General features: G+C 45.9%; 25 protein-coding genes. All 25 read left to right on the top strand.

Annotation, left to right across the window (positions count from 1 at the left end; all coding sequences use genetic code 11):
* The first annotated feature begins 28 nt into the window (after positions 1 to 28).
* Positions 29 to 529, top strand: coding sequence for a hypothetical protein (locus CSV63_RS08270; protein ID WP_099637251.1), 501 nt, complete (start codon positions 29 to 31; stop codon positions 527 to 529).
* Positions 530 to 792: 263 nt separating this feature from the next.
* A complete protein-coding gene (gene upp, locus CSV63_RS08265) occupies positions 793 to 1,422 on the top strand; it encodes a uracil phosphoribosyltransferase (RefSeq protein WP_099695418.1) in 630 nt (209 codons plus the stop codon).
* 15 nt (positions 1,423 to 1,437) lie between these two features.
* On the top strand, positions 1,438 to 2,556 hold the full coding sequence (wecB, locus tag CSV63_RS08260) for a non-hydrolyzing UDP-N-acetylglucosamine 2-epimerase (RefSeq protein WP_099695417.1): 1,119 nt from the start codon (positions 1,438 to 1,440) through the stop codon (positions 2,554 to 2,556).
* A gap of 704 nt (positions 2,557 to 3,260) precedes the next feature.
* On the top strand, positions 3,261 to 3,629 hold the full coding sequence (locus tag CSV63_RS08255) for an ATP synthase subunit I (RefSeq protein ID WP_099637247.1): 369 nt from the start codon (positions 3,261 to 3,263) through the stop codon (positions 3,627 to 3,629).
* Positions 3,630 to 3,661: 32 nt separating this feature from the next.
* Complete coding sequence (gene atpB / locus CSV63_RS08250) at positions 3,662 to 4,372, top strand: F0F1 ATP synthase subunit A (protein ID WP_099695416.1); 711 nt, start codon at positions 3,662 to 3,664, stop codon at positions 4,370 to 4,372.
* A gap of 70 nt (positions 4,373 to 4,442) precedes the next feature.
* Complete coding sequence (atpE, locus tag CSV63_RS08245) at positions 4,443 to 4,655, top strand: F0F1 ATP synthase subunit C (RefSeq protein ID WP_029053447.1); 213 nt, start codon at positions 4,443 to 4,445, stop codon at positions 4,653 to 4,655.
* A gap of 146 nt (positions 4,656 to 4,801) precedes the next feature.
* Positions 4,802 to 5,353, top strand: coding sequence for a F0F1 ATP synthase subunit B (gene atpF, locus CSV63_RS08240; protein WP_369823639.1), 552 nt, complete (start codon positions 4,802 to 4,804; stop codon positions 5,351 to 5,353).
* On the top strand, positions 5,350 to 5,886 hold the full coding sequence (locus CSV63_RS08235; RefSeq protein ID WP_099637245.1) for a F0F1 ATP synthase subunit delta: 537 nt from the start codon (positions 5,350 to 5,352) through the stop codon (positions 5,884 to 5,886). The genes atpF and CSV63_RS08235 overlap by 4 nt, the downstream gene beginning before the upstream one ends.
* A 24-nt stretch (positions 5,887 to 5,910) precedes the next feature.
* A complete protein-coding gene (atpA, locus tag CSV63_RS08230) occupies positions 5,911 to 7,422 on the top strand; it encodes a F0F1 ATP synthase subunit alpha (protein ID WP_099695415.1) in 1,512 nt (503 codons plus the stop codon).
* 43 nt (positions 7,423 to 7,465) lie between these two features.
* Entirely contained in the window at positions 7,466 to 8,323 is an 858-nt protein-coding gene (atpG, locus tag CSV63_RS08225) for an ATP synthase F1 subunit gamma (RefSeq protein ID WP_099631259.1), read from the top strand.
* Between the two features lie 33 nt (positions 8,324 to 8,356).
* Positions 8,357 to 9,772 (top strand): F0F1 ATP synthase subunit beta, encoded by a 1,416-nt coding sequence (atpD, locus tag CSV63_RS08220; RefSeq protein WP_099637244.1) that lies wholly within the window; start codon positions 8,357 to 8,359, stop codon positions 9,770 to 9,772.
* A 24-nt stretch (positions 9,773 to 9,796) separates the two neighbouring features.
* Positions 9,797 to 10,201 (top strand): F0F1 ATP synthase subunit epsilon, encoded by a 405-nt coding sequence (locus CSV63_RS08215; protein WP_099631261.1) that lies wholly within the window; start codon positions 9,797 to 9,799, stop codon positions 10,199 to 10,201.
* Positions 10,202 to 10,278: 77 nt separating this feature from the next.
* A complete protein-coding gene (locus CSV63_RS08210; protein WP_198166009.1) occupies positions 10,279 to 10,512 on the top strand; it encodes a DUF1146 family protein in 234 nt (77 codons plus the stop codon).
* A 504-nt stretch (positions 10,513 to 11,016) separates the two neighbouring features.
* The gene (gene murA, locus CSV63_RS08205) at positions 11,017 to 12,312 is read left to right on the top strand and encodes a UDP-N-acetylglucosamine 1-carboxyvinyltransferase (protein WP_099631262.1); all 1,296 of its coding nucleotides are present in this window, start codon (positions 11,017 to 11,019) and stop codon (positions 12,310 to 12,312) included.
* 203 nt (positions 12,313 to 12,515) lie between these two features.
* Entirely contained in the window at positions 12,516 to 13,346 is an 831-nt protein-coding gene (gene spoIID / locus CSV63_RS08200) for a stage II sporulation protein D (protein ID WP_233192004.1), read from the top strand.
* 30 nt (positions 13,347 to 13,376) lie between these two features.
* A complete protein-coding gene (locus tag CSV63_RS08195) occupies positions 13,377 to 14,033 on the top strand; it encodes a M23 family metallopeptidase (protein ID WP_199203631.1) in 657 nt (218 codons plus the stop codon).
* Positions 14,034 to 14,142: 109 nt separating this feature from the next.
* A complete protein-coding gene (locus CSV63_RS08190) occupies positions 14,143 to 14,415 on the top strand; it encodes a sporulation transcriptional regulator SpoIIID (protein ID WP_029053436.1) in 273 nt (90 codons plus the stop codon).
* A gap of 789 nt (positions 14,416 to 15,204) precedes the next feature.
* Positions 15,205 to 16,698 carry a glycerol kinase GlpK gene (gene glpK, locus CSV63_RS08185; protein WP_099695413.1) on the top strand — a complete coding sequence of 498 codons (1,494 nt, stop codon included), beginning with the start codon at positions 15,205 to 15,207 and terminating at the stop codon, positions 16,696 to 16,698.
* Positions 16,699 to 16,841: 143 nt separating this feature from the next.
* The gene (mreB, locus tag CSV63_RS08180; RefSeq protein WP_099695412.1) at positions 16,842 to 17,843 is read left to right on the top strand and encodes a rod shape-determining protein; all 1,002 of its coding nucleotides are present in this window, start codon (positions 16,842 to 16,844) and stop codon (positions 17,841 to 17,843) included.
* A gap of 76 nt (positions 17,844 to 17,919) precedes the next feature.
* Entirely contained in the window at positions 17,920 to 18,744 is an 825-nt protein-coding gene (locus tag CSV63_RS08175; RefSeq protein ID WP_099695411.1) for a flagellar hook-basal body protein, read from the top strand.
* A gap of 40 nt (positions 18,745 to 18,784) precedes the next feature.
* Positions 18,785 to 19,618 (top strand): flagellar hook-basal body protein, encoded by an 834-nt coding sequence (locus tag CSV63_RS08170; RefSeq protein WP_099695410.1) that lies wholly within the window; start codon positions 18,785 to 18,787, stop codon positions 19,616 to 19,618.
* Between the two features lie 23 nt (positions 19,619 to 19,641).
* A complete protein-coding gene (locus CSV63_RS16745) occupies positions 19,642 to 20,232 on the top strand; it encodes a DNA-directed RNA polymerase subunit beta (RefSeq protein WP_233192002.1) in 591 nt (196 codons plus the stop codon).
* Positions 20,233 to 20,285: 53 nt separating this feature from the next.
* Positions 20,286 to 20,723: a 3-hydroxyacyl-ACP dehydratase FabZ gene (fabZ, locus tag CSV63_RS08160; protein ID WP_099631269.1), complete on the top strand. Its 438-nt coding sequence runs from the start codon at positions 20,286 to 20,288 to the stop codon at positions 20,721 to 20,723.
* An 81-nt stretch (positions 20,724 to 20,804) separates the two neighbouring features.
* Positions 20,805 to 21,200, top strand: a complete 396-nt coding sequence (locus tag CSV63_RS08155) for a hypothetical protein (protein ID WP_233192000.1) — start codon at positions 20,805 to 20,807, stop codon at positions 21,198 to 21,200.
* Between the two features lie 90 nt (positions 21,201 to 21,290).
* On the top strand, positions 21,291 to 21,671 hold the full coding sequence (locus CSV63_RS08150) for a hypothetical protein (protein ID WP_099695408.1): 381 nt from the start codon (positions 21,291 to 21,293) through the stop codon (positions 21,669 to 21,671).
* Positions 21,672 to 22,381: the final 710 nt, after the last annotated feature.

Raw genomic sequence — 22,381 nt, 5'->3', positions numbered from 1 at the left:
CTTGACCTTGTGTCAGGCGTTTTTTTATATGGAGGCGGGTGTTTATGAGCGGATATTGGGGGTTATAGAGCGGGTGAGCGTGTGGATAGAGCGGTTAGACTGGTTGATTGAGCAGTTAAGCAGGAACATAGAGCGACTTGGCCGTCTTATAGAGCGTTTAAGCGGAAAGATAGAGCGGCCTGTCCAGTTTATAGAGTGCTTAAGTGGAATAGAGCGGTTTGACCGTCTTATAGAGCGTTTAAGCAGAAACATAGAGCGGCCCGGTCGTCTTATAGAGCGCTTAAGCAGGAAGATAGAGCGGTGCGACCAGCTTATAGAGCGCTCAAGCAGGAAGATAGAGCGACCAGACCAGTTTAAAGAGTGCTTAAGTGGAATAGAGCGGTTTGACCGTCTTATAGAGCGTTTAAGCAGAAACATAGAGCGGCCCGGCCGTCTTATAGAGCGCTCAAGCGGGAACATAGAGCGGTCCGACCAGCTTATAGAGCGCTCAAGCGAAAAGATAGAGCGGCCAGACCAGTTTATAGAGTGACTAAGTGGAATAGAGCGGTTTGACCGTCTTATAGAGCGTTTAAGCAGAAGCATAGAGCGACCCGGCCGTCTTATAGAGCGCCTAAGCAGAAACATAGAGCGGCCCGACGAACTTATAGAGCGCTCCCCAAAGAAATATGATTCTTCACAAAACTAAATATTCTTCTCGCATTATTTTCATTACGACAAATCACACAAGTTCACTGCGCTTGACGATCGATTTCTGTTATAATGTACAAGATATTCCGAAAAGGAGCGATACCAATGGGAAAAGTACATGTATTTGATCATCCATTAATTCAACACAAACTGACGTTTATACGAAAGGCCGATACAGGAACGAAAGAATTTCGCGAGCTTGTGAACGAATTAGCCACACTTATGGCATTTGAAATTACACGGGATCTTCCAACACAGGAAATTACGATTCAAACACCTGTTTGCGAAGCTAAATCTCGTATCTTGGCAGGGAAAAAATTGGGGATTGTTCCGATTTTACGTGCGGGCATTGGCATGGTAGACGGCATCATCGATTTAATTCCGGCAGCAAAAGTGGGACATGTTGGATTATTCCGCGACCCAGAAACGTTAAAGCCTGTTGAATACTTTGTAAAGTTACCTTCTGACGTGGCGGAGCGCGAATTCATCGTAGTGGATCCGATGCTTGCGACAGGGGGAACGGCGGTCGAAGCAATCAATTCGATGAAAAAGCGTGGCGCGGTGAACATTAAATTTATGTGTTTAGTCGCTGCTCCTGAAGGCGTCGAAGTGCTGACGGAAGCTCATCCGGACGTAGACGTGTATATTGCAGCACTTGACGAAAAGCTGGACGAACACGGCTATATCGTCCCTGGACTAGGTGACGCGGGTGACCGTTTGTTCGGCACGAAATAATGGAGGGATCATTCATTGACTAAGAAATGGAAAGTGATGACGATATTCGGTACGAGGCCGGAAGCTATCAAAATGGCGCCGCTTGTTCTTGAACTAGAAAAGCACCCCGATGAAATCGAATCCATCGTGACAGTCACTGCGCAGCATCGTCAAATGCTGGACCAAGTGCTGGAAACCTTTAACATCACGCCAGACTATGATTTGAATATTATGAAAGACCGTCAAACACTCATTGACGTGGCAACACGCGGCCTTGAAGGTTTGGATAAAGTTATGAAAGAAGCGCAACCGGATATCGTGCTTGTCCACGGCGATACATCGACGACGTTTATCGGGAGTCTCGCTGCGTTTTATAATCAAATTTCCGTTGGTCACGTTGAAGCAGGATTGCGTACGTGGAATAAGTTTTCGCCGTATCCTGAAGAAATGAATCGCCAACTGACAGGTGTTATTGCGGATCTTCATTTTTCGCCAACTGAAAAATCAGCGCAAAATTTACTAGATGAAGGTAAAAACAAAGAGCGCATCTATGTCACAGGCAACACGGCAATCGACGCGTTGAAAACGACGGTAGATCCTGAATACCATCATCCGATTTTCGATCAGCTTGGAGACGATCGTTTGGTGCTATTGACGGCACACCGACGTGAAAACCTCGGTGAACCAATGCGCAATATGTTCCGTGCAATCAATCGTTTGCTCGATAAACACGATGATATTCAAGTGATCTATCCGGTACACATGAATCCAGCTGTACGTGAAGTGGCGGATGAACTGCTAGGCGACAACGACCGCATTCATCTGATCGAGCCGCTAGAAGTGTTGGACTTCCATAACTTCGCAGCGCGTTCGCACATCATCCTTACAGATTCAGGCGGTATCCAAGAAGAAGCACCTTCACTTGGAAAACCTGTCATTGTTTTGCGGGATACAACCGAGCGCCCGGAAGGTATCGATGCGGGGACACTGCGCTTAGCGGGAACAGAAGAAGAAAACATCTTCCAACTATCCGACGCACTGTTATCCAATGATGCGGAATACGAAAAAATGTCCAAGGCCCACAACCCATATGGCGACGGCCACGCATCCGCACGAATAGTAGAATCTCTTCTCAACTATTTACATTCACTATAAGATTCAAAACAGCAGAGAACTTTCATCTGCTGTTTTTTCTTGTCTGCAAATAAAGTTGTTAAGAGAGGGAGGGGTTGTTACCTTCACCTTCCAACCACAAATCTTACTTCAATGAACTAAGAATAGTACCACCCACTTTCACTGCAAAGGATTGGCGCGAGCCCATGGGAAAGCGTCCCTCCGAAGCACCAATCCTCACCCCAACACTCTGCCGGCATCATATAGCAATAAAACAATGTCCCCCAGAACATTTCAATCTAAAAACACAAGCAAAATTCCACTCTAGAAAAAACGGTAAAACCACCATATAAAGTCAGAAAACAAATATGTCGAATGTTTGACAAAGAGAACACATTGTGAATTTATTCACCTGAATCAATTGACATAAAAAACCCTCTATTGTATGCTAACAAAGGGTAAGATTGATAAGGAACTCATACATAAATTGAGTACAGAAATCATGTTTCGTAGGTTTCAAGTCTTCACTCGGAAGCGCTAGTTCCTAACACATTGTCGACGTCGCACATAGCAACGTCACCTGGTGGACGGAAAAGGCGATTCACTTACAATTTCCAGATTTCTTCACAAGGAATCTATGTCGTTGAAAAATATCAAAACGACAAAGACTCAACACTCGACACAAGTCGGGAATTACTGAACACTTCAGACGCTGTAATCCAAAATACGAATTGGGAGAATAAACAATGCAAAGTATGCAGGAAATTTTCAAACAGCAGAAGAAGAGTTTCTTTTTTTTGCTTGCATTGTTCGTGCTCGGTTGGTTTTTCTTGGACTACCGGACAATCTTCGCTGGGCTCATCTTAGGTTCACTTTTCGGTATGTATAACTTTTGGATTCTCGTTCGACGGATGGAACGGTTTGACCGCTCTATCGATGAAGGGAAGCGAGCGAAGTCATTAGGTATGGGCTTACGTTTTGCATCAGGTGTAGGGGCTACGGCCATTGCACTCGTTATGCCGGAGGAGTTTGATCTGATCAGCACGGTAATCGGGTTAATGATACCCTATGCATTGCTGTTTACTGGTCATCTGCTGTTCCAATGGAAGCAATGACACTTTACTAGCAAGGGGAGGTGAACAAAAACGTGAATCATGAAAATCCACAGTTTATTTTATTCGGAATCGGGTTTAACCCATCGAATATACTGATGTTGTTTGTAACGTGTCTGATTGTCTTCCTGATTGCAGTTGCATCTACACGGCGGCTTCAAATGAAACCTACGGGTATGCAGAACTTCATGGAGTGGGTCATGGACTTTGTCAAAGGCATCATCAAAAATAACATGGACTGGAAAACGGGAGGCCGCTTCCACGTACTAGGTATCACTTTAATCATGTTTGTCTTTGTTGCAAATATGATTGGACTTCCATTCGCAATCGTATGGGATCACCAACTTTGGTGGAAATCACCGACAGCCGATCCAGTTATCACGTTAACCCTCGCTGCTACAGTTGTTGCGTTAACGCATTACTATGGTGTGAAACAGCTCGGAATGGGCAAGTATTTGAAATCATACTTCCAGCCAATTCCATTCTTGGCACCACTAAAGATCATTGAGGAATTCGCAAACACGTTGACACTTGGTCTTCGTCTTTACGGTAACATTTTCGCAGGTGAAATCTTGATTGGTTTACTTGCAACATTGGGTGCTTCAAGCATCTTCGGTCTTGCCGGAGCTGTTATACCAGCACTTGCATGGCTCGGTTTCTCGGTATTCATCGGGGCGATCCAAGCATTTATCTTCGTTATGTTAACGATGGTCTATATGGCTCACAAAGTCAGCACAGATCACTAAACATATATTTACCCTGTAATCAGGGAACAAAACCACAAAGAATATTAGGAGGAAATACAAAATGGCAGGTATGGGTTTATTAGCAGCAGCTATTGCAGTTGGTCTAGGTGCACTTGGTGCAGGTATCGGTAACGGTTTAATCGTTTCTAAGACAGTTGAAGGGATCGCTCGTCAACCAGAAGCACGTGGCGTTCTACAAACAACAATGTTCATTGGTGTTGCATTGGTTGAGGCACTTCCAATCATCGCAACTGTTATTGCGTTTATCGTAATGAACAAATAATATTTGTGTTATATGGCGAAGCATGCAGTCTCGGTCTTCGCCATTGCTTTATGTCAACATTTAAACAACTGATAGGTCTGAATAATAGAATGTTCCAATTAGAGTAAGAAACGAAAGAGTCATGAGCTCTTGAAGGGAGTGAAACAATCGTGTTGGATACCTTCGTCCTCTTATCAGCAAACGCTGACGCAGGATTTTTAGCAAGTTTAAACCAACGTCTAAATTTAGGCGACATTATCGTCACTGTAGTATTTTTCACGATTCTCATGGTACTTCTAAAGAAGTTTGCATGGGGTCCGTTAATGGGCGTGATGGATCAACGAGCGCAATTAATCGCTACGGAGATCGAACAAGCCGAAGCAAGTCGTCAAGAATCTGCAAAGCTTCTTGAAGAGCAACGTGTTCTATTAAAAGAAGCACGCGAAAGCGCACAATCTATCGTAGAGAATGCGAAGAAACAAGGTGACACTCAACGTGAAGAGCTGATTATGGCTGCACGCGCTGAAGCTAACCGTATGAAAGAATCTGCAACTCTTGAAATTGCTACTGAAAAAGAGAAAGCAGTTGCAGCAGTTCGCGAAGAATTCGTATCTCTTTCTATCTTGGCTGCGTCTAAGGTTCTTGGGAAGGAAATTTCTGAGGAAGATAACCGCGCATTGATCGAAGAAACGATTGTGAAGGCAGGCGAAGGGCGATGAGCCAATCGGTAATCGCAAAACGCTATGCCGTTGCATTATTTGAAGCAGCGCAGGAAAAGCAACAAACGCTTTCCGTGCAAGCTGATCTAAAAGAATTACAAAAAGTATTTGCTGATGAAAAACAATTTGACGAGTTATTAATTTCGCCAAAGTTTTCTATTGAGAAGAAGAAAGAATTGATTGGGCAACTTTTCAATGGAGCAAACCAACTTGTATTGAACACACTATATGTGCTGATCGATGCAGGCCGTATTGAAGAAATAGGCAATCTAATCGAAGACTTCCAGGAACTCGCTAACGAGGCTTCCGGAGTTGCCGAAGCGAAAGTCTACTCTACTCGTTTGCTTTCAGTTGAAGAAAGTACAGCTATCTCTACTGCCTTTGCGCACAAAGTAGGAAAACAATCATTGCATATCGAGAACATTATTGATCCAAGCTTGATCGGTGGCATTCGCCTTCAGATCGGCAACCAAATTTACGACAGTAGTGTCAGTGCAAAGCTGGCGCGTCTGGAACGTCAATTAATCAATTAATTTGAATTAAGAGGGGTGACATACATGGGCATCAAAGCTGAGGAAATTAGCGGTCTGATCAAACAACAGATCGAAAATTATCAGTCTGAAATGGAAGTAAGTGAAACAGGTACTGTAATCCGTGTAGGTGACGGTATCGCACTTGCTCATGGCCTCGACAATGTCATGGCGGGGGAACTTCTTGAGTTCTCTACCGGCGTAATGGGTCTGGCACAAAACTTGGAAGCGAACAACGTAGGTATCGTTATCCTTGGGCCATACACAGACATTAAAGAAGGCGATGAAGTTCGTCGTACAGGCCGTATTATGGAAGTACCAGTCGGAGAAGAATTGATCGGACGTGTAGTCAATTCACTTGGACAACCAGTTGATGGACTAGGTCCAATCAATACAACAAAAACGCGTCCTATCGAAAGCCCTGCACAAGGGGTTATGGCGCGTAAATCAGTTCACGAACCATTGCAAACAGGAATCAAAGCGATTGACGCTCTAGTTCCAATCGGTCGTGGACAACGTGAATTAATCATCGGTGACCGTCAAACAGGTAAAACGACTGTTGCAATTGACGCAATTCTAAACCAAGCGGACCAAGACATGATCTGTATCTATGTTGCAATTGGTCAAAAAGAATCTACTGTTCGTGGAGTTGTTGAAACTCTACGCAGAAACGGTGCACTCGATTACACAATCGTCGTTACTGCATCTGCATCAAGCCCGTCGCCAATGCTATTCTTGGCACCATATACAGGCATTTCGATGGCAGAAGAATTCATGTTCGAAGGCAAGCACGTGCTAATCGTTTATGATGATCTATCTAAACAAGCAGCAGCTTACCGTGAACTGTCCTTGCTACTTCGTCGTCCTCCAGGTCGTGAAGCATATCCAGGGGATGTCTTCTACCTACACAGCCGTCTACTTGAGCGTGCTGCAAAGTTGAATGACGAACTAGGAGCAGGATCTATTACAGCATTGCCGTTCGTTGAGACACAAGCGGGAGATATCTCTGCTTATATCCCAACAAACGTAATTTCTATTACAGACGGACAAATCTTCTTGCAGTCTGACCTATTCTTCTCAGGTGTACGTCCAGCGATCAACGCCGGTCTTTCCGTATCCCGTGTTGGTGGATCAGCGCAAATTAAAGCAATGAAGAAAGTTGCCGGTACACTTCGTTTGGACTTGGCAGCATTCCGTGAATTAGAAGCATTCTCACAATTCGGTTCGGATCTTGATCCTACTACGAGAGCGAAACTGGACCGCGGTCACCGCACAGTTGAAATCTTGAAGCAGGACTTGAACAAGCCGTTGAAAGTCGAATACCAAGTAATCAGTCTATATGCACTGACACGCGGTTACCTCGACGATATTCCAGTAAGAGACGTATTGCGTTTTGAAAGTGAAATCACTAGCTGGTTAGAATCCAACCATACGGAAGTGTATGATCATATCCGTACAACGAAAGATCTTCCAGCTGATGACGTAATGAGCGCAGCGTTCAACGAATTCAAGAAAAACTTTGTAATTTCTGAAGCTTAATTTTTCCTTGAATGGATCTTAAAATAAAGGTGGTGAATAGCCAGTGGCGTCCTTACGCGAGATAGAAAGCCGTATTGCTTCAACAAAAAAGACGAGTCAAATCACGAGAGCGATGCAAATGGTATCTGCTTCCAAGCTGAACCGTGCTGAAGTCAATGCGAAGAAATTCGTACCTTACATGGATAAAGTAGAAGAAGTGGTGGGTGCTATTGCAGCCGTAACGAAAGATTCTGGGCATCCTTTATTAACAGCACGTCCCGTAAAGAAGTCTGCGTACATCGTAGTGACTTCTGACCGTGGACTTGTTGGTGGATATAACTCGCACATTTTCCGTGCGGTTACCCGTGCAATCGAACAACGCCATAAATCGAAAGATGAAGTGGTCATTATCGCGATCGGTCGTAAAGGCTATGAATTCTTCGGCCGTCTGGGCTTCCAGATTGAAGAAAGCCTGATCGGACTTTCGGATCACCCTCGTTTTGAAGAAGTAAAAGATATCGCGAATCGGGCTGTTGGCATGTTCACAGAAGGCGTTTACGATGAAGTGTTCTTGTATTACAACCACTTCATCTCCGCCATCTCCAACGAAGCAACTGAACGTAAATTGCTTCCACTCACAGATATTTCATCTGTATCCGCTTCATCATCTTATGAGTTCGAGCCTTCAGCAGAAGCGATTCTCGAAACACTTCTCCCGCAATACACGGAGAGCCTCATTTATGGAGCGGTACTCGATGGAAAAGCGAGCGAACATGCTTCCAGTATGACAGCGATGAAGACGGCGACAGACAATGCGTCTGACCTAATCGATTCGTTAACATTACAATTTAACCGTGCTCGTCAAGCAGCGATCACTCAGGAAATCACTGAAATCGTAGCCGGCGTAGCAGCACTCGAATAATAGATTTGAAACAGTAAGACAGGAGGGAAAAGCATGAGTAATGGACATATTCTTCAAGTTATGGGTCCAGTTGTTGACGTAAAGTTTGAAAACGGACAACTTCCAGAGATCTATAACGCATTGAAGGTTAATATCGATCGTTCCAACGGAGTGGTTGAAGTATTGACTTTAGAAGTAGCACTTCACCTTGGTGATGATGCAGTTCGTACGATTGCGATGTCCTCGACAGATGGTCTGAAACGCGGTACGTCAGTTATTAATACAGGCGCACCAATTTCTGTTCCAGTCGGCGACGTTACACTCGGACGTGTATTTAACGTACTAGGTGAGGAAATTGACCTGCGTGAGCCAGTTCCTGCTGATTCACAACGTGACCCAATTCACCGTTCTGCACCAACATTCGAATTCCTTTCTACTGAGGTAGAAATTCTTGAAACGGGAATTAAAGTAGTTGACTTGCTTGCACCATACATCAAGGGTGGTAAAATCGGACTCTTCGGTGGTGCTGGAGTTGGTAAAACAGTTCTAATTCAAGAATTGATCAACAACATCGCACAAGAACACGGTGGTATTTCCGTATTCGCTGGTGTTGGTGAGCGTACACGTGAAGGAAATGACTTGTACTTTGAAATGACAGATTCAGGCGTTATCAAGAAAACGGCAATGGTATTCGGTCAAATGAACGAGCCACCAGGCGCACGTATGCGTGTAGCACTTTCTGGCTTGACTATGGCTGAATATTTCCGTGATGAACAAGGACAAGACGTTCTATTGTTCATCGATAACATCTTCCGCTTTACACAAGCAGGTTCTGAAGTTTCTGCACTTCTTGGACGTATGCCTTCTGCGGTTGGTTACCAGCCGACATTGGCAACGGAAATGGGTCAGTTACAAGAGCGAATCACTTCTACAAATAAAGGATCGGTTACTTCGATCCAAGCAATCTACGTACCAGCGGATGACTATACGGATCCAGCTCCGGCAACAACTTTCGCTCACTTAGATGCAACTACGAACTTGGAGCGTAAACTTTCAGAGATGGGTATCTACCCAGCTGTTGATCCACTAGCTTCTTCTTCACGTGCATTGAGTGCAGAAATCGTTGGACCGGAACACTACCGTGTAGCGCGTGAAGTACAAACAACTCTTCAACGATACCGTGAATTGCAAGATATCATCGCAATCTTAGGTATGGACGAGTTAGATGAAGATGACAAGCAGGTCGTTGATCGCGCACGTCGTATTCAGTTCTTCTTGTCACAAAACTTCCACGTTGCTGAGCAGTTTACAGGACAAAAAGGTTCTTACGTTCCAGTTGCTGAAACAATCAAAGGCTTTGCTGAAATTCTAGAAGGTAAGTATGATCACTTACCGGAAGATGCTTTCCGTTTAGTTGGACGTATCGAAGAAGTTATTGAAAAAGCAAAAGCAATGGGTGTAGAAGTCTAAGAAAAGGGACCAGGAGGGAAAAAAATGAGTAAAATCAAAGTGAATATCGTCACTCCCGACGGCCCTGTTGTTGAAATGGATGCGAACATGGTGATTGCAGTTACCGAAGCTGGTGAGATCGGGGTTCTACCCGGTCACATCGCGATGGTCGCGCCACTTCAAATTGGTGCACTTCGCCTAAAAACAGATGGCAAAACAGAAACAGTCGCAGTCCACGGAGGCTTCATCGAGGTCCGTCCTGAAGTTGTCACTGTATTGGCACAGAGTGCGGAACTGGCTGAGTCCATTGACATCGCACGTGCAAAGAAAGCTGCTGAAAAAGCTGAACAAGATCTTCAGAATAAAACTGACGCCCTTTCTCAAAAGTTAGCAGAGCTTGATTTAAAACGTGCAATCAACCGCATGCAAGTGTATGAACAACGTATTTAATCTATAAATGAAATGGGCGGACAGACGATCTCTGTCTGCCCTTTTTCTCTATATTCTAGAAAAGAGGAGTGGAAACGATGGACAGCATGCTAGGGAGCAATCCATTACTCGCGATCGTATCGCATATATTCTTCATCGGCATTAGTTTCGTCGCTCTACAAGCAATCTTGCCAGAAAACATCATACGGAAAAATCGCGTGTTCCAAACACAACTTTTGTTTATTTTGTTAAGTATTGCTATCGGCTCCACCGTATCAAAATTCTTTTTAGACATATCCTACTGGTCAGGAAGATGGGCAACTTGGTTTTGATTTCCTTCAGCTGAAGCTCTATCGGTACGACCGACGGATTACAGAACTCTAGCTGAAGGAAATTAAAACGGAAGTTCAAGATATGGTGTAGTTTTTTTATATGAATAGGTAAAACGTATAGAAATCACTGCTTGTCAACAACTGGGACGTACATCTCGAAACGCTATCTATTTTGCTTAAACTGTAATATACATGTAATAAAAATATCTCCCACTGCGTGTAAAATGTAGAATTAACGGGTAATAACGGTAATGTGGCTAAAAATGAATGATCAAATGCAATCACTTTGTGTCAGTTCTCCACATATACTACACCACGAAAGAAATAACACAAAACTGCGCCGGAAGTTACTTGTTTAGTAAGGTTTTACAAGGTACAATAATATATGTTTTATATGTGGAATTTGAATTTACAATTGAACTGCAACACCAATGAAAATGTTTATAGACGATTATTGATAATAGGCTGTGGGTGAAGGATAAATTGGACTCGGAGGGGCTACTGGTGGAAAAAATTATTATTAACGGCGGACGGACTTTGCAAGGGAACGTACGTGTAGAAGGTGCGAAGAACGCGGTATTACCGATCTTGGCTGCTGCTTTATTAGCATCTGAAGGAGTGAATGTCATTCGTGACGTTCCAAATCTATCAGATGTACGGACGATTAATGAAGTGCTTAAAAGTTTAAACGCAAAAATCACGCATGATCCGGAAAAAGGGGAAGTCATCGTAGATTCACGTGGAAGACTAGCAGACGAAGCACAATTTGAATTTGTACGTAAAATGCGCGCATCCATTTTAGTAATGGGACCGTTACTAGCGCGTAACGGATTCGCGCGTGTCGCATTGCCAGGAGGCTGTGCAATTGGTTCAAGACCTATTGACCAACATTTGAAAGGCTTCGAAGCGATGGGAGCAGAAATTACATTTGGACATGGTCATGTGGAAGCGAAAGTAAACGGTCGGTTAAAAGGCGCGAAAATCTACTTAGATTTCCCAAGTGTTGGCGCAACAGAAAATATTATGACGGCTGCTGCTCTTGCTGAAGGTACAACCATCATCGAGAACGCTGCCAAAGAACCTGAAATCGTCGACTTGGCGAATTTCATCAATGAAATGGGCGGTAAAGTAGTAGGTGCGGGTACGGATAATATTCGTATCGAAGGTGTAACGACAATGTATGCATCGACTCACCATATTATTCCGGATCGTATCGAAGCTGGGACATTCATGGTAGCCGCAGCCATTACAGGTGGAGACGTGACAATCGATAACGCAGTACCTGAACACTCTACGGCATTAATTTCCAAATTGACGGAAATGGGCGTAGAAATCACTCAGTTGGATGAAGGAATTCGTGTGAGAGCGAATCATCCACTTAAGGCAGTCGATTTGAAGACTATGCCGCATCCAGGTTTCCCAACGGATATGCAATCACAAATGATGGCATTGATGTTAACAGCTACCGGTATTGGTGTGTTAACGGAAACTGTATTTGAAAATCGTTTTATGCACGTTGAAGAATTCCGCCGTATGAACGCGGATGTAAAAATCGAAGGACGTTCTGTTATTGTTTCAGGCCCTTCAAAAATCCAAGGTGCGGAAGTCGCAGCCACAGACTTGCGTGCCGCTGCATCACTCATCCTAGCCGGACTCGTAGCAGAAGGCGTGACACGTGTGACTGAATTAATTCACTTGGATCGCGGTTATGTAGATTTCGATAAGAAGCTCAAAGCACTAGGCGCAGACATAACACGTGTCTCAACTGAACAAGAAGTTACGGAATCTCAATTAGTATAATGATCGAAGCCATGAACAGTTCGCTGTTCATGGTTTTTTCATTCTCCACGATGAATACACAATCTCCTGACAACATATAGTCCAGTATGTACAAAAAACTATTGCTTTTATTCATCATTCTCACATTATTTTTTATTCCCGTTCTAGTAAGACAAGCGCCAGAGTTCAAACTGGTAGACCAACGAGAGGAGAAGTACTGCGATGTGCTGATCACAGTCATAGGTGTGGACGAGCCGATTCCGCTTGAAGAGTATGTGGTCGGAGTGGTAGCAGGTGAGATGCCTGCCGACTTTCATCCCGAAGCACTGAAAGCGCAAGTCATTGCAGCCCGCACATATGCCGCCAGAAACACAGATAAAGGAATCAAGCCGATTGCTAAAGACGTCTCCGCGCAAGTTTACCGTACGGAAGCCGAACGTAAAGAGCGCTGGGGCAAGTCATTCAAGGACAATGAAAAGAAAGTTCGCCAAGCTGTGAAAGAGACGCAAGGCCAAATTATTGTGTACGGGGAAGAAATCATATCGGCCATGTTCTTCTCTACATCTAATGGCAAAACGGAAGCCGCGCAAAACTTCAGCGGCAATCCGGTCGAATATTTGCAGAGCGTTGAAAGTCCTGGCGAAGAAGAGGTAGCGCCTACCGTGGAACGCAAGCAAGAACTAACATTGACCGAATGGAATCGGAAACTAGGTTTCAACTGGGGCGCCAATCAATTTCGCGAGCTGAAGCTTGTTCGTAATCAAACCGGACGTGTCCAGAAAATCATATCGGGACAATATGAAGCGAGCGGACGGCAAATTCGAGAAAAACTACATTTGGCTTCAACCGATTTCAATATTGCGTATGACATCAACAATCAAATCGTCCATGTTACGACCGTTGGCTATGGCCATGGCGTCGGGATGAGTCAGTATGGTGCGGAAGCTTTCGCACAAAAAGGCTGGACCGCGGATCAAATTCTGTCGCACTATTATACAGGCACAAAAATACAGAAAATAAATTTACCTGAAGATCGATGTTTAAAATCCCCGTAACTTGCAAAGAATGCAAGTGAGGTGATGAATATGCGAGAAGAAAAACCAAAGGCCCCTTCTCAGGAGAACAAGAAAACGAAGAACGGCTGGTTCTGGCCTGCCATTTATACGAGCGTAGCGCTTTTATTCATCGGCATGGTATGGGGATACACCGCATTGACGACGGAAGATTCTGTCCCGTCTGAAGTGGCAAAAGTAGATCAGCCAAAAGAAAGCGATACGGTAGAAACAAACGCAACAAAAGAAACACTGAAGTATCCATTCGATGAAAGTAAAGTAGAGCAAGTCGCCATCTTACAAGAATTTTATGATGCAGAAGCAGACGAAGCAGTGCGTGAGAAAGCACTACTCGTATTCAACCAGACGTACGTCACCAGCAAAGGACTTTCCCTATCAATGGATGGCGAACCATTCGAAGCCGTAGCGGCAATGAGTGGAACAGTCGAAGAAGTCATCGTGGATTCATTCAAAGGAACAGAAGTTAGATTGAAACACGCGGATGGTAAGACGACGATTTACGGTTCATTAACAGGCGTACTCGTTAAAGAAGGCGACGTCGTCCAACAAGGACAAGTGCTTGCCACGACAACTCAGAATGAATGGAACCCTGAAGCAGGCGTTCACTTGCAATTTGAAATCCAACAAGATGGCGTATCTGTAAACCCACACGATTTCCTAGCATTTTAATACGTATCACTCAAGCCATTCCAGCCCCCGGAATGGCTTTTTTCATATGTTGATACATGTTCGCATAGACTACATTAGTCAAAGGAGTGAATAGAGAAAGGAAGAGGGCGTGCACGAGCAAATTAGAAAACGCTGCGTACGACTGGGCAAGCTACTGATCGAGACCAACTTGACAGTGCGCGCGCTAGCCACTGCGACCGGCTACTCCAAAAGCACGGTCCACAAAGACTTGACCGAACGATTGCCGAATGTAGATCCATGCTTGTCACGGAAAGTCGCGGAAATTCTGGCCTACCACAAATCCATCCGCCACCTGCGCGGAGGAGAAGCCACCCGTCAAAAATGGAAAAATGAAACCGAAGCACAAAAAGCAGATGCCTAGCCACACTGAAAATGAAGCCGTAATATACTGTACCTATACAAACAGCCTAAAATTATGAAAAGCTATCCAGAGGAATGTATCTGGATAGCTTTTGTTTGATGGATTGTGTTCTGGCGTGAGAGGGGGGCGCTCAATGTGTTGTCTTACCCGCTCAATGGTGCGCGCTATCCGCTCTATGTAGGTCCGCGAGCGCTCAATGCGTTTCCTTACCCGCTCAATCCGACGCGCTATCCGCTCTATATATTTCCGCGAGCGCTCAATGTGTTTCCTTATCCGCTCAATCGGACGCGCCATTCGCTCTATGTAGGTCCGCGCGCGCTCAATGTGCTGCCTCACCCGCTCAATCGGACGCGCCACTCGCTCTATGTAGGTCCGCGCGCGCTCAATGCGTTTCCCCACCCGCTCAATCGCCCGCGCCATCCGCTCTATGTAGGTCCGCGAGCGCTCAATGCGTTTCCTCACCCGCTCAATCGCCCGCGCCACCCGCTCTATGTAGGTCCGCGCGCGCTCAATGCGTTTTCCTCACCCGCTCAATCGCCCGCGCCATCCGCTCTATATATTTCCGCGTGCGCTCAATGCGTTTCCTTACCCGCTCAATCCGACGCGCCATCCGCTCTATGTATGTCCGCGCGCGCTCAATGCGTTTCCCCACCCGCTCAATCGCCCGCGCCACCCGCTCAATCCATGTCCACGTCCGCTCAATGCATCACCCCACCCCCAAATCACCCACCCCCCAATCCAAAAACATGTATAATAAACACCAACCAAAGCAAACGGGAGGAATGCATCATGACGAAAAAATATATTCTGGCGCTTGATCAAGGTACGACGAGCTCACGTGCAATTTTATTCGATAAAAAGGGCAACATCTTCCACACGGCGCAACAGGAATTCACGCAGTATTTTCCGCAGTCTGGCTGGGTGGAGCATAATGCGGATGAAATTTGGAGCTCGATTCTTTCCGTCATCGCGGCGGTCATTTCTGAAAAAAACATCGCGGCCACGCAAATTGAAGCGATCGGTATTACCAATCAACGCGAAACGACCGTCGTCTGGGATCGGCATACTGGCGTCCCCGTCTACCATGCGATCGTATGGCAATCCCGCCAGACAGCTGACATTTGTGAAGAACTAAAAGCAGCTGGACATCATGATGTATTCCGTGCGAAAACGGGCTTACTGATCGATTCGTATTTCTCCGGGACGAAAGTGAAGTGGATATTGGACAACGTAGAAGGGGTCCGTGAAAAAGCGAACAATGGCGACTTGCTATTTGGCACTATCGATACGTGGATCATCTGGAAACTATCCGGCGGCGAAGCGCATGTAACCGACTACTCCAACGCATCGCGTACACTTATGTACAATATTCATGACCTGCAGTGGGATGAAGAACTACTCAATATTTTAGACATACCGAAAGCGATGCTACCAACCGTCTGCGAATCGTCTGAAATCTACACGCATACTGACACCAAGCACTTTTTCGGTCACGCAGCACCGATCGCGGGCATTGCGGGTGATCAGCAGGCGGCTTTATTCGGTCAGGCGTGCTTCGAAAGCGGCATGGTGAAGAACACGTATGGTACCGGTTGCTTCATGCTAATGAATACAGGAGATAAGGCCGTGACGTCTGAAAACGGTTTACTGACGACCATCGCTTGGGGAATCGATGGGAAAGTGGAGTACGCACTGGAAGGTAGTATTTTCGTTGCGGGTTCCGCGATTCAATGGCTGCGAGACGGACTGCGTATGTTCCGTAATGCGTCGGAAACCGAAAGCTATGCGAAGCGCGTCCAATCTACTGACGGTGTCTACGTTGTACCGGCATTTGTTGGACTCGGCACACCGTACTGGGATAGCGACGTCAAAGGTGCCGTATTCGGCTTGACACGCGGTACGACGAAGGAGCATTTCATACGGGCGACACTTGAATCACTCGCGTATCAAACGAAAGACGTGCTGGGTGCAATGGAAGCGGACTCTGGGATTTCATTGAAAACGTTACGGGTTGACGGGGGAGTAGTGAATAATAATTTCCTCATGCAATTCCAGGCAGATTTACTGAATGTGCCAGTCGAGCGTTCGACGATCAATGAAACAACGGCACTTGGCGCGGCCTATCTTGCGGGGCTAGCGGTAGGGTTTTGGAAGGATTGCAAGGAAATCGCAGAATACCGGCGTCTCGACCGACCATTTGAGCCCAATATGGATGAAATTGTACGTGAAGATCTCTACAAAGGGTGGCAGAAAGCCATTCATGCAACGATTGCTTTTAAATAAATTACGAGCCGCCGCTAACTTGCTGGCGGTTTTTTGTTCTGACGACTGTCCCCGAATACTGCCAAATAAAGTAGAAATATGATATAATAAACAGCTAATGAGTGTTATCAGATAGGACGTACGAGGAAGGGGTCGAGGTCACGATGTTTTCGAAAGATATTGGGATAGACTTGGGTACCGCCAATATATTGATAGTTGTGAAAGGCGACGGTCTCGTCATCAATGAGCCGGCTGTCATTGCGATCGATAAACGTACCGATGAACCTGTGGCCTTTGGTGTAGAGGCTTATCAAATGATTGGTCGTGCACCGGAACATATTCAGATCATACGTCCAATGAAAGCTGGGAACATTGCGGAATTCGAAATGGCCCGCGTGTTGATCAGGCACTTCCTTGAAAAAGCGCTAGGAAAAAGCCGGCGTATCAGACCTAACGTTACAATTTGCTGTAAAGCGGATACGACGCGAGTGGAAAAAAGTGTGATCCGCCAAGTAGTGATGGGAGCCGGAGCCAAACAAGTCGTCATTGAGGAAGAATCGAAAGTGGCGGCGATTGGGACAGGTATGGATATATCTACGCCTTCAGGCAATATGATAGTCGATCTCGGTGCAGGCACGACAGATGCTTCCGTTCTTTCAATGGGAGAAATTGTCTCATTCAAGAAAACGAATATCGGCGGCCTTCATTTTGATCAGTGCATCATCCAACATATTCGAAAAAAACATAATGTGTATATAGGGGAAAAAACAGCAGAACAAGTGAAAAAAGACATGGGTCTTGTGTTGATGGATGGGGAGAAACCGAACGCTATGAACGTACACGGTAGCGATCTCGCGACAGGTATTCCGAAAACAATTGAAGTAACAGCGGAAGAGATTCATCAGGCATTGCGTTTACCGATTAGTAAAATCGTAGAGACGACTAGGAATGCACTGGAAGAAACACTGCCGGAGCTTGCTGCAGATATTGCACAGCGCGGCATTTTGTTAATCGGTGGCGGTGCATTGCTTCCCGGAATAGATACGTTATTATCCGAACATCTCCAAGTTCCGGTATTCATTGCGGAAAATGGGCTCACTTGTATTGCAGAAGGAACGGCCTTGCTCATGGAGTCGGATGGTAAAAGATCCACACGCATAATTTGACCTACCATCAGGCGGTAAGTAGTGTATACTAAAAACAACGATTATTCGACAGGAAGATGCAAAGGAGTGAAATGAAATGTTTCGTGGTTTTTATACAGTAGGATCAGGCATGATCGCACAGCAGCGCCGGACAGAAATGCTATCAAATAATATCGCGAACGCCAACACGCCAGGCTATAAGGCGGAGCAGTCGACGATTCGTGCATTCCCTGACATGTTGATGTCTCGCTTAGATTCGATGCGCGTGCCGACGGAAAAAGGCTTGAATTTTAGAAATCTTTCCGAGGTAGGCGAACTGTCGACAGGTGTTTATATGCAAGAAACGTTGCCATTATTTGCGCAAGGACAGTTGCGTGAAACGGAACAGAAGACTGATATCGCGTTAGTAGATGGCCCGATGGAAGTCAATGAAGAGACGGGTGTTGCAGGAACTGTATTCTTTACGCTAGAAGGCGAGGGTGGCGGTCAATTCTACACACGAAACGGCAATTTCACTGTCAATGCAGAAGGGTACCTAACCAATCCATCCGGCTTATATGTCCTTGACGATGCGGGCAATCGGATCGAACTGACAAGCGATGATATTCGCGTGACGGATTCAGGAGCGATCTTCGCAGGCGAAACGGAAGTCGCGACACTAGGTATTGCTTACTCTGACGGTCCGGACACTCTATCTAAACAAGATAACGGACTTTACACGACAATCGATGGAAATGCGTTACCAACTGGCGGTACATACACGTTACAACAAGGGTTTCTAGAAGATTCCAACGTCGATGCCGCACGCTCGATGACAGATATGCTGACAGCTTACCGTGCTTTTGAAGCCAATCAAAAAATCCTGCAAGCGTATGATCGCAGTATGGAAAAAGCAGTCAATGAAGTAGGACGAGTCAATTAATGACGGTATATAGAAGCATGCGTAAAGGAAGTGACCTTTGATGATTCGCACAATGACCACAGCGACGAATACGATGAACCAATTGCAACACCGTCTCGACTTGATTGGCAACAATTTATCGAACGTCGGTACACATGGATACAAGTCTTCGGCCGCAACATTCCAGGAACTTTTATTCCAACAAATGAATAACGATAAAGCCGATCGAGCCGAGCGTAGCTCAGATTTCGGCATTCGAATGGGCACCGGGGCGCAACTCGGTAGCTTGCAGATGAATTGGAAAGTAGGCTCTGTTCAACTAACGGACCGTCAGCTAGACTTTGCGTTAACGGAGCCGAAACAACATTTTAATTTAATACAGCCGACAGACGGCGGAGAAGAAATCATTTATTCACGTAAAGGGAATTTCTACTTATCACCGACTGCAAATGGCGACAATGCGCTAGTTAATGAAGACGGACTCGCAGTGGCAGATAGCGCAGGCCGTCCAATCGTCTTTTCAGGACAAGCGACCGATTATCAAATTCGTCCAAACGGTGTATTGCAAGTCACAACACCACAAGGAACGCAAGAATTTAATCTAGGTGTCACCGTCTTAGAAAAGCCCGATTCAATGGTTCAGCTTTCCGCAACCAACTTTGGTTTGCCAACAGATCTGGCAGCGATCGGACTGACAGCAAATGATTTATTGACGGAATTGACAGGTGCTGGACGAAGTCAGATTGGCTTACAAAATCAAGCGCTCGAAACGTCCAACGTAGAGTATGAAAAAGAAATGGCGGATTTAATTTCGACGCAACGAGCCTATCAATTCAATGCGCGTTCCGTAACCATGGCGGACCAGATGATGGGCTTAATTAACGGCATTCGCTAACGCATGCAATAGGAGTACTGACTATGACAGATAAAAATTTTAAAAAAATAACAGAACCACTTTCACCGGTGAAACCATTCGAGCCCTTGAAGACTGCAGAACCGACAGAAATGGAAGATCCGGTTGAGCTTACGGAAACAGATTCGGTCGTAACATCTGGAATGGATGAAGTGGCCGTTACGCTTGCAGAGCCTCCTACAACAGACGAAGAAGTTTCGGAAGATATTCAGCCGATAACGGAAGACGAAGCGCTAGAAACAGCTCCTGACGCTTCAGAAGAGGTAGTAGAACAACCACTTCTAGTCGAAACGGAACCTGTAGAAAAACTACCAACACCAGAACAAACGGACGCGACATTTTGGACGAAGATTACATCAAAATGGCCACGTAAAGAGCGTTCTAAAGAGGCTACAAAACCGATAAGCGAAATGCGCTGGGTTCAAGTGCGCATGATTCCCATCTGGTTGCGATTGCTACTGATACTGTTGTTGGTTGTCTTAGCGGCCATAGCAGGTACGATGGTTGGTTTTAGTGTAATCGGTGACGGCCAAGCAGGCGATGTCTTCAAAAAAGAGACATGGCAGCATATTTTTGATATCATGAACGGTAAATAAGGACAGAAACGTCTGAATTCTTCAGAACCTCTGGAATAAAGGAGACATATTTCATGCTGAACGCTCAACAAATACAAGAAATTATCCCGCATCGCTATCCATTCTTGCTCGTCGATCGCATCGAAGAACTCGAAGAAGGCAAGCGCGCAGTCGGATTAAAAAATGTTTCGATTAATGAAGACTTCTTCAACGGCCATTTCCCGGGCTACCCGGTCATGCCAGGTGTCTTAATCGTGGAAGCACTCGCTCAAGTAGGCGCAGTCGCTCTACTCAAAAAAGAAGAAAACAAAGGCCGTCTAGCGTTTTTTGCGGGCATCGACAACTGCCGTTTTAAGCGTCAAGTCATACCAGGCGACACGCTTCGTCTCGAAGTAGAAATTGTCCGCTTGCGTGGAACAATTGGTAAAGGAAAAGCCATCGCAACCGTCGAAGGCGAAGTGGCATGTGAAGCAGATATTACGTTCGCACTCGGACCCGTCCAAGAGCAATAACATCATGATGCCGTACTAAATAGTGATAGAATAATCATTGGAATGCCAGTATGGGCATACAGTGGGAGGGTATACTACAGCATGTTAAAAAAGCTTTCTCCAAATATTAAGAGCAGCATCACTCGTTCCATTTCTCAATCATTCGAACAATATATGAGTGAAATCGGCTGGTCTGCAGAAGAATATAACATCGAACAATTTTACGCGAACTGGCGGGAATACATTACGACCAAAGCACTTTGGTACGACAAGATTCCTGACGACGTCAAAGTTGATCCCGAGTTCCATAAAGAGTTAGCGGAGCGCGTAGAGGAAGTACTAATTCGCATCCTCAACGATCCACCAACGGAAGAGCAGATCGCACAAATTGAAATTTTACAACAAGATCTCGACACCTATTATGATTATGGCTGCAAAGCGGAAGCCGTATACGTTCAAAACGTATTGGAAACCGCATCAGGTCATACAAATAATTAAAACGAATAGTTCTCTCCTTTCCGCACAAGCTATCGATGAACATACCAAAACGTATGGTTCACAGCTCGTAAAAAAGGAGGGAATTTTTTTATGATCAGAAAAGCTTTGCCCGTAGTTTTTGCTTCTGCACTCGTTCTAACCGCATGTAATACGAACAACGGTGCACTACCAAGCAATAACGAAACGCCGATGCAGGAGACGGAACGTAACAATACGCCAAACGGTGACGAACGCATGGGCCCAAATCTTGACGGTCTTGACGACAACAACGACCGTGGCATCATGAACGGTGACGGTGATGGCATCATGGAGGACACGCGCGAACGTCTAGATCGAACCCGCGATGAAATCATCGATGACAACAACGATATCAATGACGCTCGTGACGACAGCAATCTAAACGGCAACATGAACGGCAACGACTCGGCTCCTGACGGCGTAATGCGCGATGAAAATCGTAAAGTACGATGATTCCCACCTTTATAGAAACGGCCCTGCATATTGAATGCTTGGGCCGTTTTTATATGGGGTTTTCTTAGTGTGTGCGCTTTCTGCGTTTGCTTAACTGCTCAAACGCTGTGAGCCGCATAAACTCCGCGAGCCGCCCAAACTCCGCGAGCCGCATAAACTTCGCGTGCCGCTCAATATATCCTCCCAAGCGCTCTATCGCTCGTGCCATCCGCTCACTGCCCTTCCGCATGCGCTCTATGCGTCCTGCTATCCGCTCAAAGCCAACGTACGAGCGCTCTATACGGTGTGTTAACCGCTCAATCTCCGCGAGCCGCTCAATATATCCTCCCAAGCGCTCTATCGCTCGCGCCATCCGCTCAATGCCCTTCGGCACGCGCTCTATGCGTCCTGCTATCCGCTCAATACCAGCGTACGAGCGCTCAATGCGGCGTGTTAACCGCTCAAACTCCGCGAGCCGCTCAATATATCATCCCAAGCGCTCTATCGCTCGCGCCATCCGCTCAAAGCCCTTCCGCCCGCGCTCAAAGCGTCCTCCTTTCCGCTCAATACCAGCGTACGAGCGCTCTACGTGGCGTGTTAACCGCTCAAACTCCGCGAGCCGCATAAACTCCGCGAGCCGCTCAATACATCATCCCAAGCGCTCTATCGCTCGCGCCATCCGCTCAATGCCCTTCCGCACGCGCTCAAAGCGTCCTCCTATCCGCTCAAAG

Source organism: Sporosarcina sp. P34 (genome assembly GCF_002743375.1).
Classification (GTDB): domain Bacteria; phylum Bacillota; class Bacilli; order Bacillales_A; family Planococcaceae; genus Sporosarcina.
This window is presented reverse-complemented; position numbering and strand designations above follow the sequence as displayed.

What these genes read in the sequence shown, in the direction of transcription:
- CSV63_RS08270 (WP_099637251.1), top strand. Translation starts at nt 29, where the DNA reads ATGGAGGCGGGTGTTTATGAGCGGATATTGGGGGTTATAGAGCGGGTG.
- CSV63_RS08150 (WP_099695408.1), top strand. Translation starts at nt 21,291, where the DNA reads ATGATCAGAAAAGCTTTGCCCGTAGTTTTTGCTTCTGCACTCGTTCTA.
- atpE (WP_029053447.1), top strand. Translation starts at nt 4,443, where the DNA reads ATGGGTTTATTAGCAGCAGCTATTGCAGTTGGTCTAGGTGCACTTGGT.
- mreB (WP_099695412.1), top strand. Translation starts at nt 16,842, where the DNA reads ATGTTTTCGAAAGATATTGGGATAGACTTGGGTACCGCCAATATATTG.
- atpA (WP_099695415.1), top strand. Translation starts at nt 5,911, where the DNA reads ATGGGCATCAAAGCTGAGGAAATTAGCGGTCTGATCAAACAACAGATC.
- atpD (WP_099637244.1), top strand. Translation starts at nt 8,357, where the DNA reads ATGAGTAATGGACATATTCTTCAAGTTATGGGTCCAGTTGTTGACGTA.
- CSV63_RS08170 (WP_099695410.1), top strand. Translation starts at nt 18,785, where the DNA reads ATGATTCGCACAATGACCACAGCGACGAATACGATGAACCAATTGCAA.
- glpK (WP_099695413.1), top strand. Translation starts at nt 15,205, where the DNA reads ATGACGAAAAAATATATTCTGGCGCTTGATCAAGGTACGACGAGCTCA.
- CSV63_RS16745 (WP_233192002.1), top strand. Translation starts at nt 19,642, where the DNA reads ATGACAGATAAAAATTTTAAAAAAATAACAGAACCACTTTCACCGGTG.
- CSV63_RS08255 (WP_099637247.1), top strand. Translation starts at nt 3,261, where the DNA reads ATGCAAAGTATGCAGGAAATTTTCAAACAGCAGAAGAAGAGTTTCTTT.
- fabZ (WP_099631269.1), top strand. Translation starts at nt 20,286, where the DNA reads ATGCTGAACGCTCAACAAATACAAGAAATTATCCCGCATCGCTATCCA.
- CSV63_RS08215 (WP_099631261.1), top strand. Translation starts at nt 9,797, where the DNA reads ATGAGTAAAATCAAAGTGAATATCGTCACTCCCGACGGCCCTGTTGTT.
- upp (WP_099695418.1), top strand. Translation starts at nt 793, where the DNA reads ATGGGAAAAGTACATGTATTTGATCATCCATTAATTCAACACAAACTG.
- CSV63_RS08235 (WP_099637245.1), top strand. Translation starts at nt 5,350, where the DNA reads ATGAGCCAATCGGTAATCGCAAAACGCTATGCCGTTGCATTATTTGAA.
- CSV63_RS08195 (WP_199203631.1), top strand. Translation starts at nt 13,377, where the DNA reads ATGCGAGAAGAAAAACCAAAGGCCCCTTCTCAGGAGAACAAGAAAACG.
- CSV63_RS08175 (WP_099695411.1), top strand. Translation starts at nt 17,920, where the DNA reads ATGTTTCGTGGTTTTTATACAGTAGGATCAGGCATGATCGCACAGCAG.
- CSV63_RS08155 (WP_233192000.1), top strand. Translation starts at nt 20,805, where the DNA reads ATGTTAAAAAAGCTTTCTCCAAATATTAAGAGCAGCATCACTCGTTCC.
- CSV63_RS08210 (WP_198166009.1), top strand. Translation starts at nt 10,279, where the DNA reads ATGGACAGCATGCTAGGGAGCAATCCATTACTCGCGATCGTATCGCAT.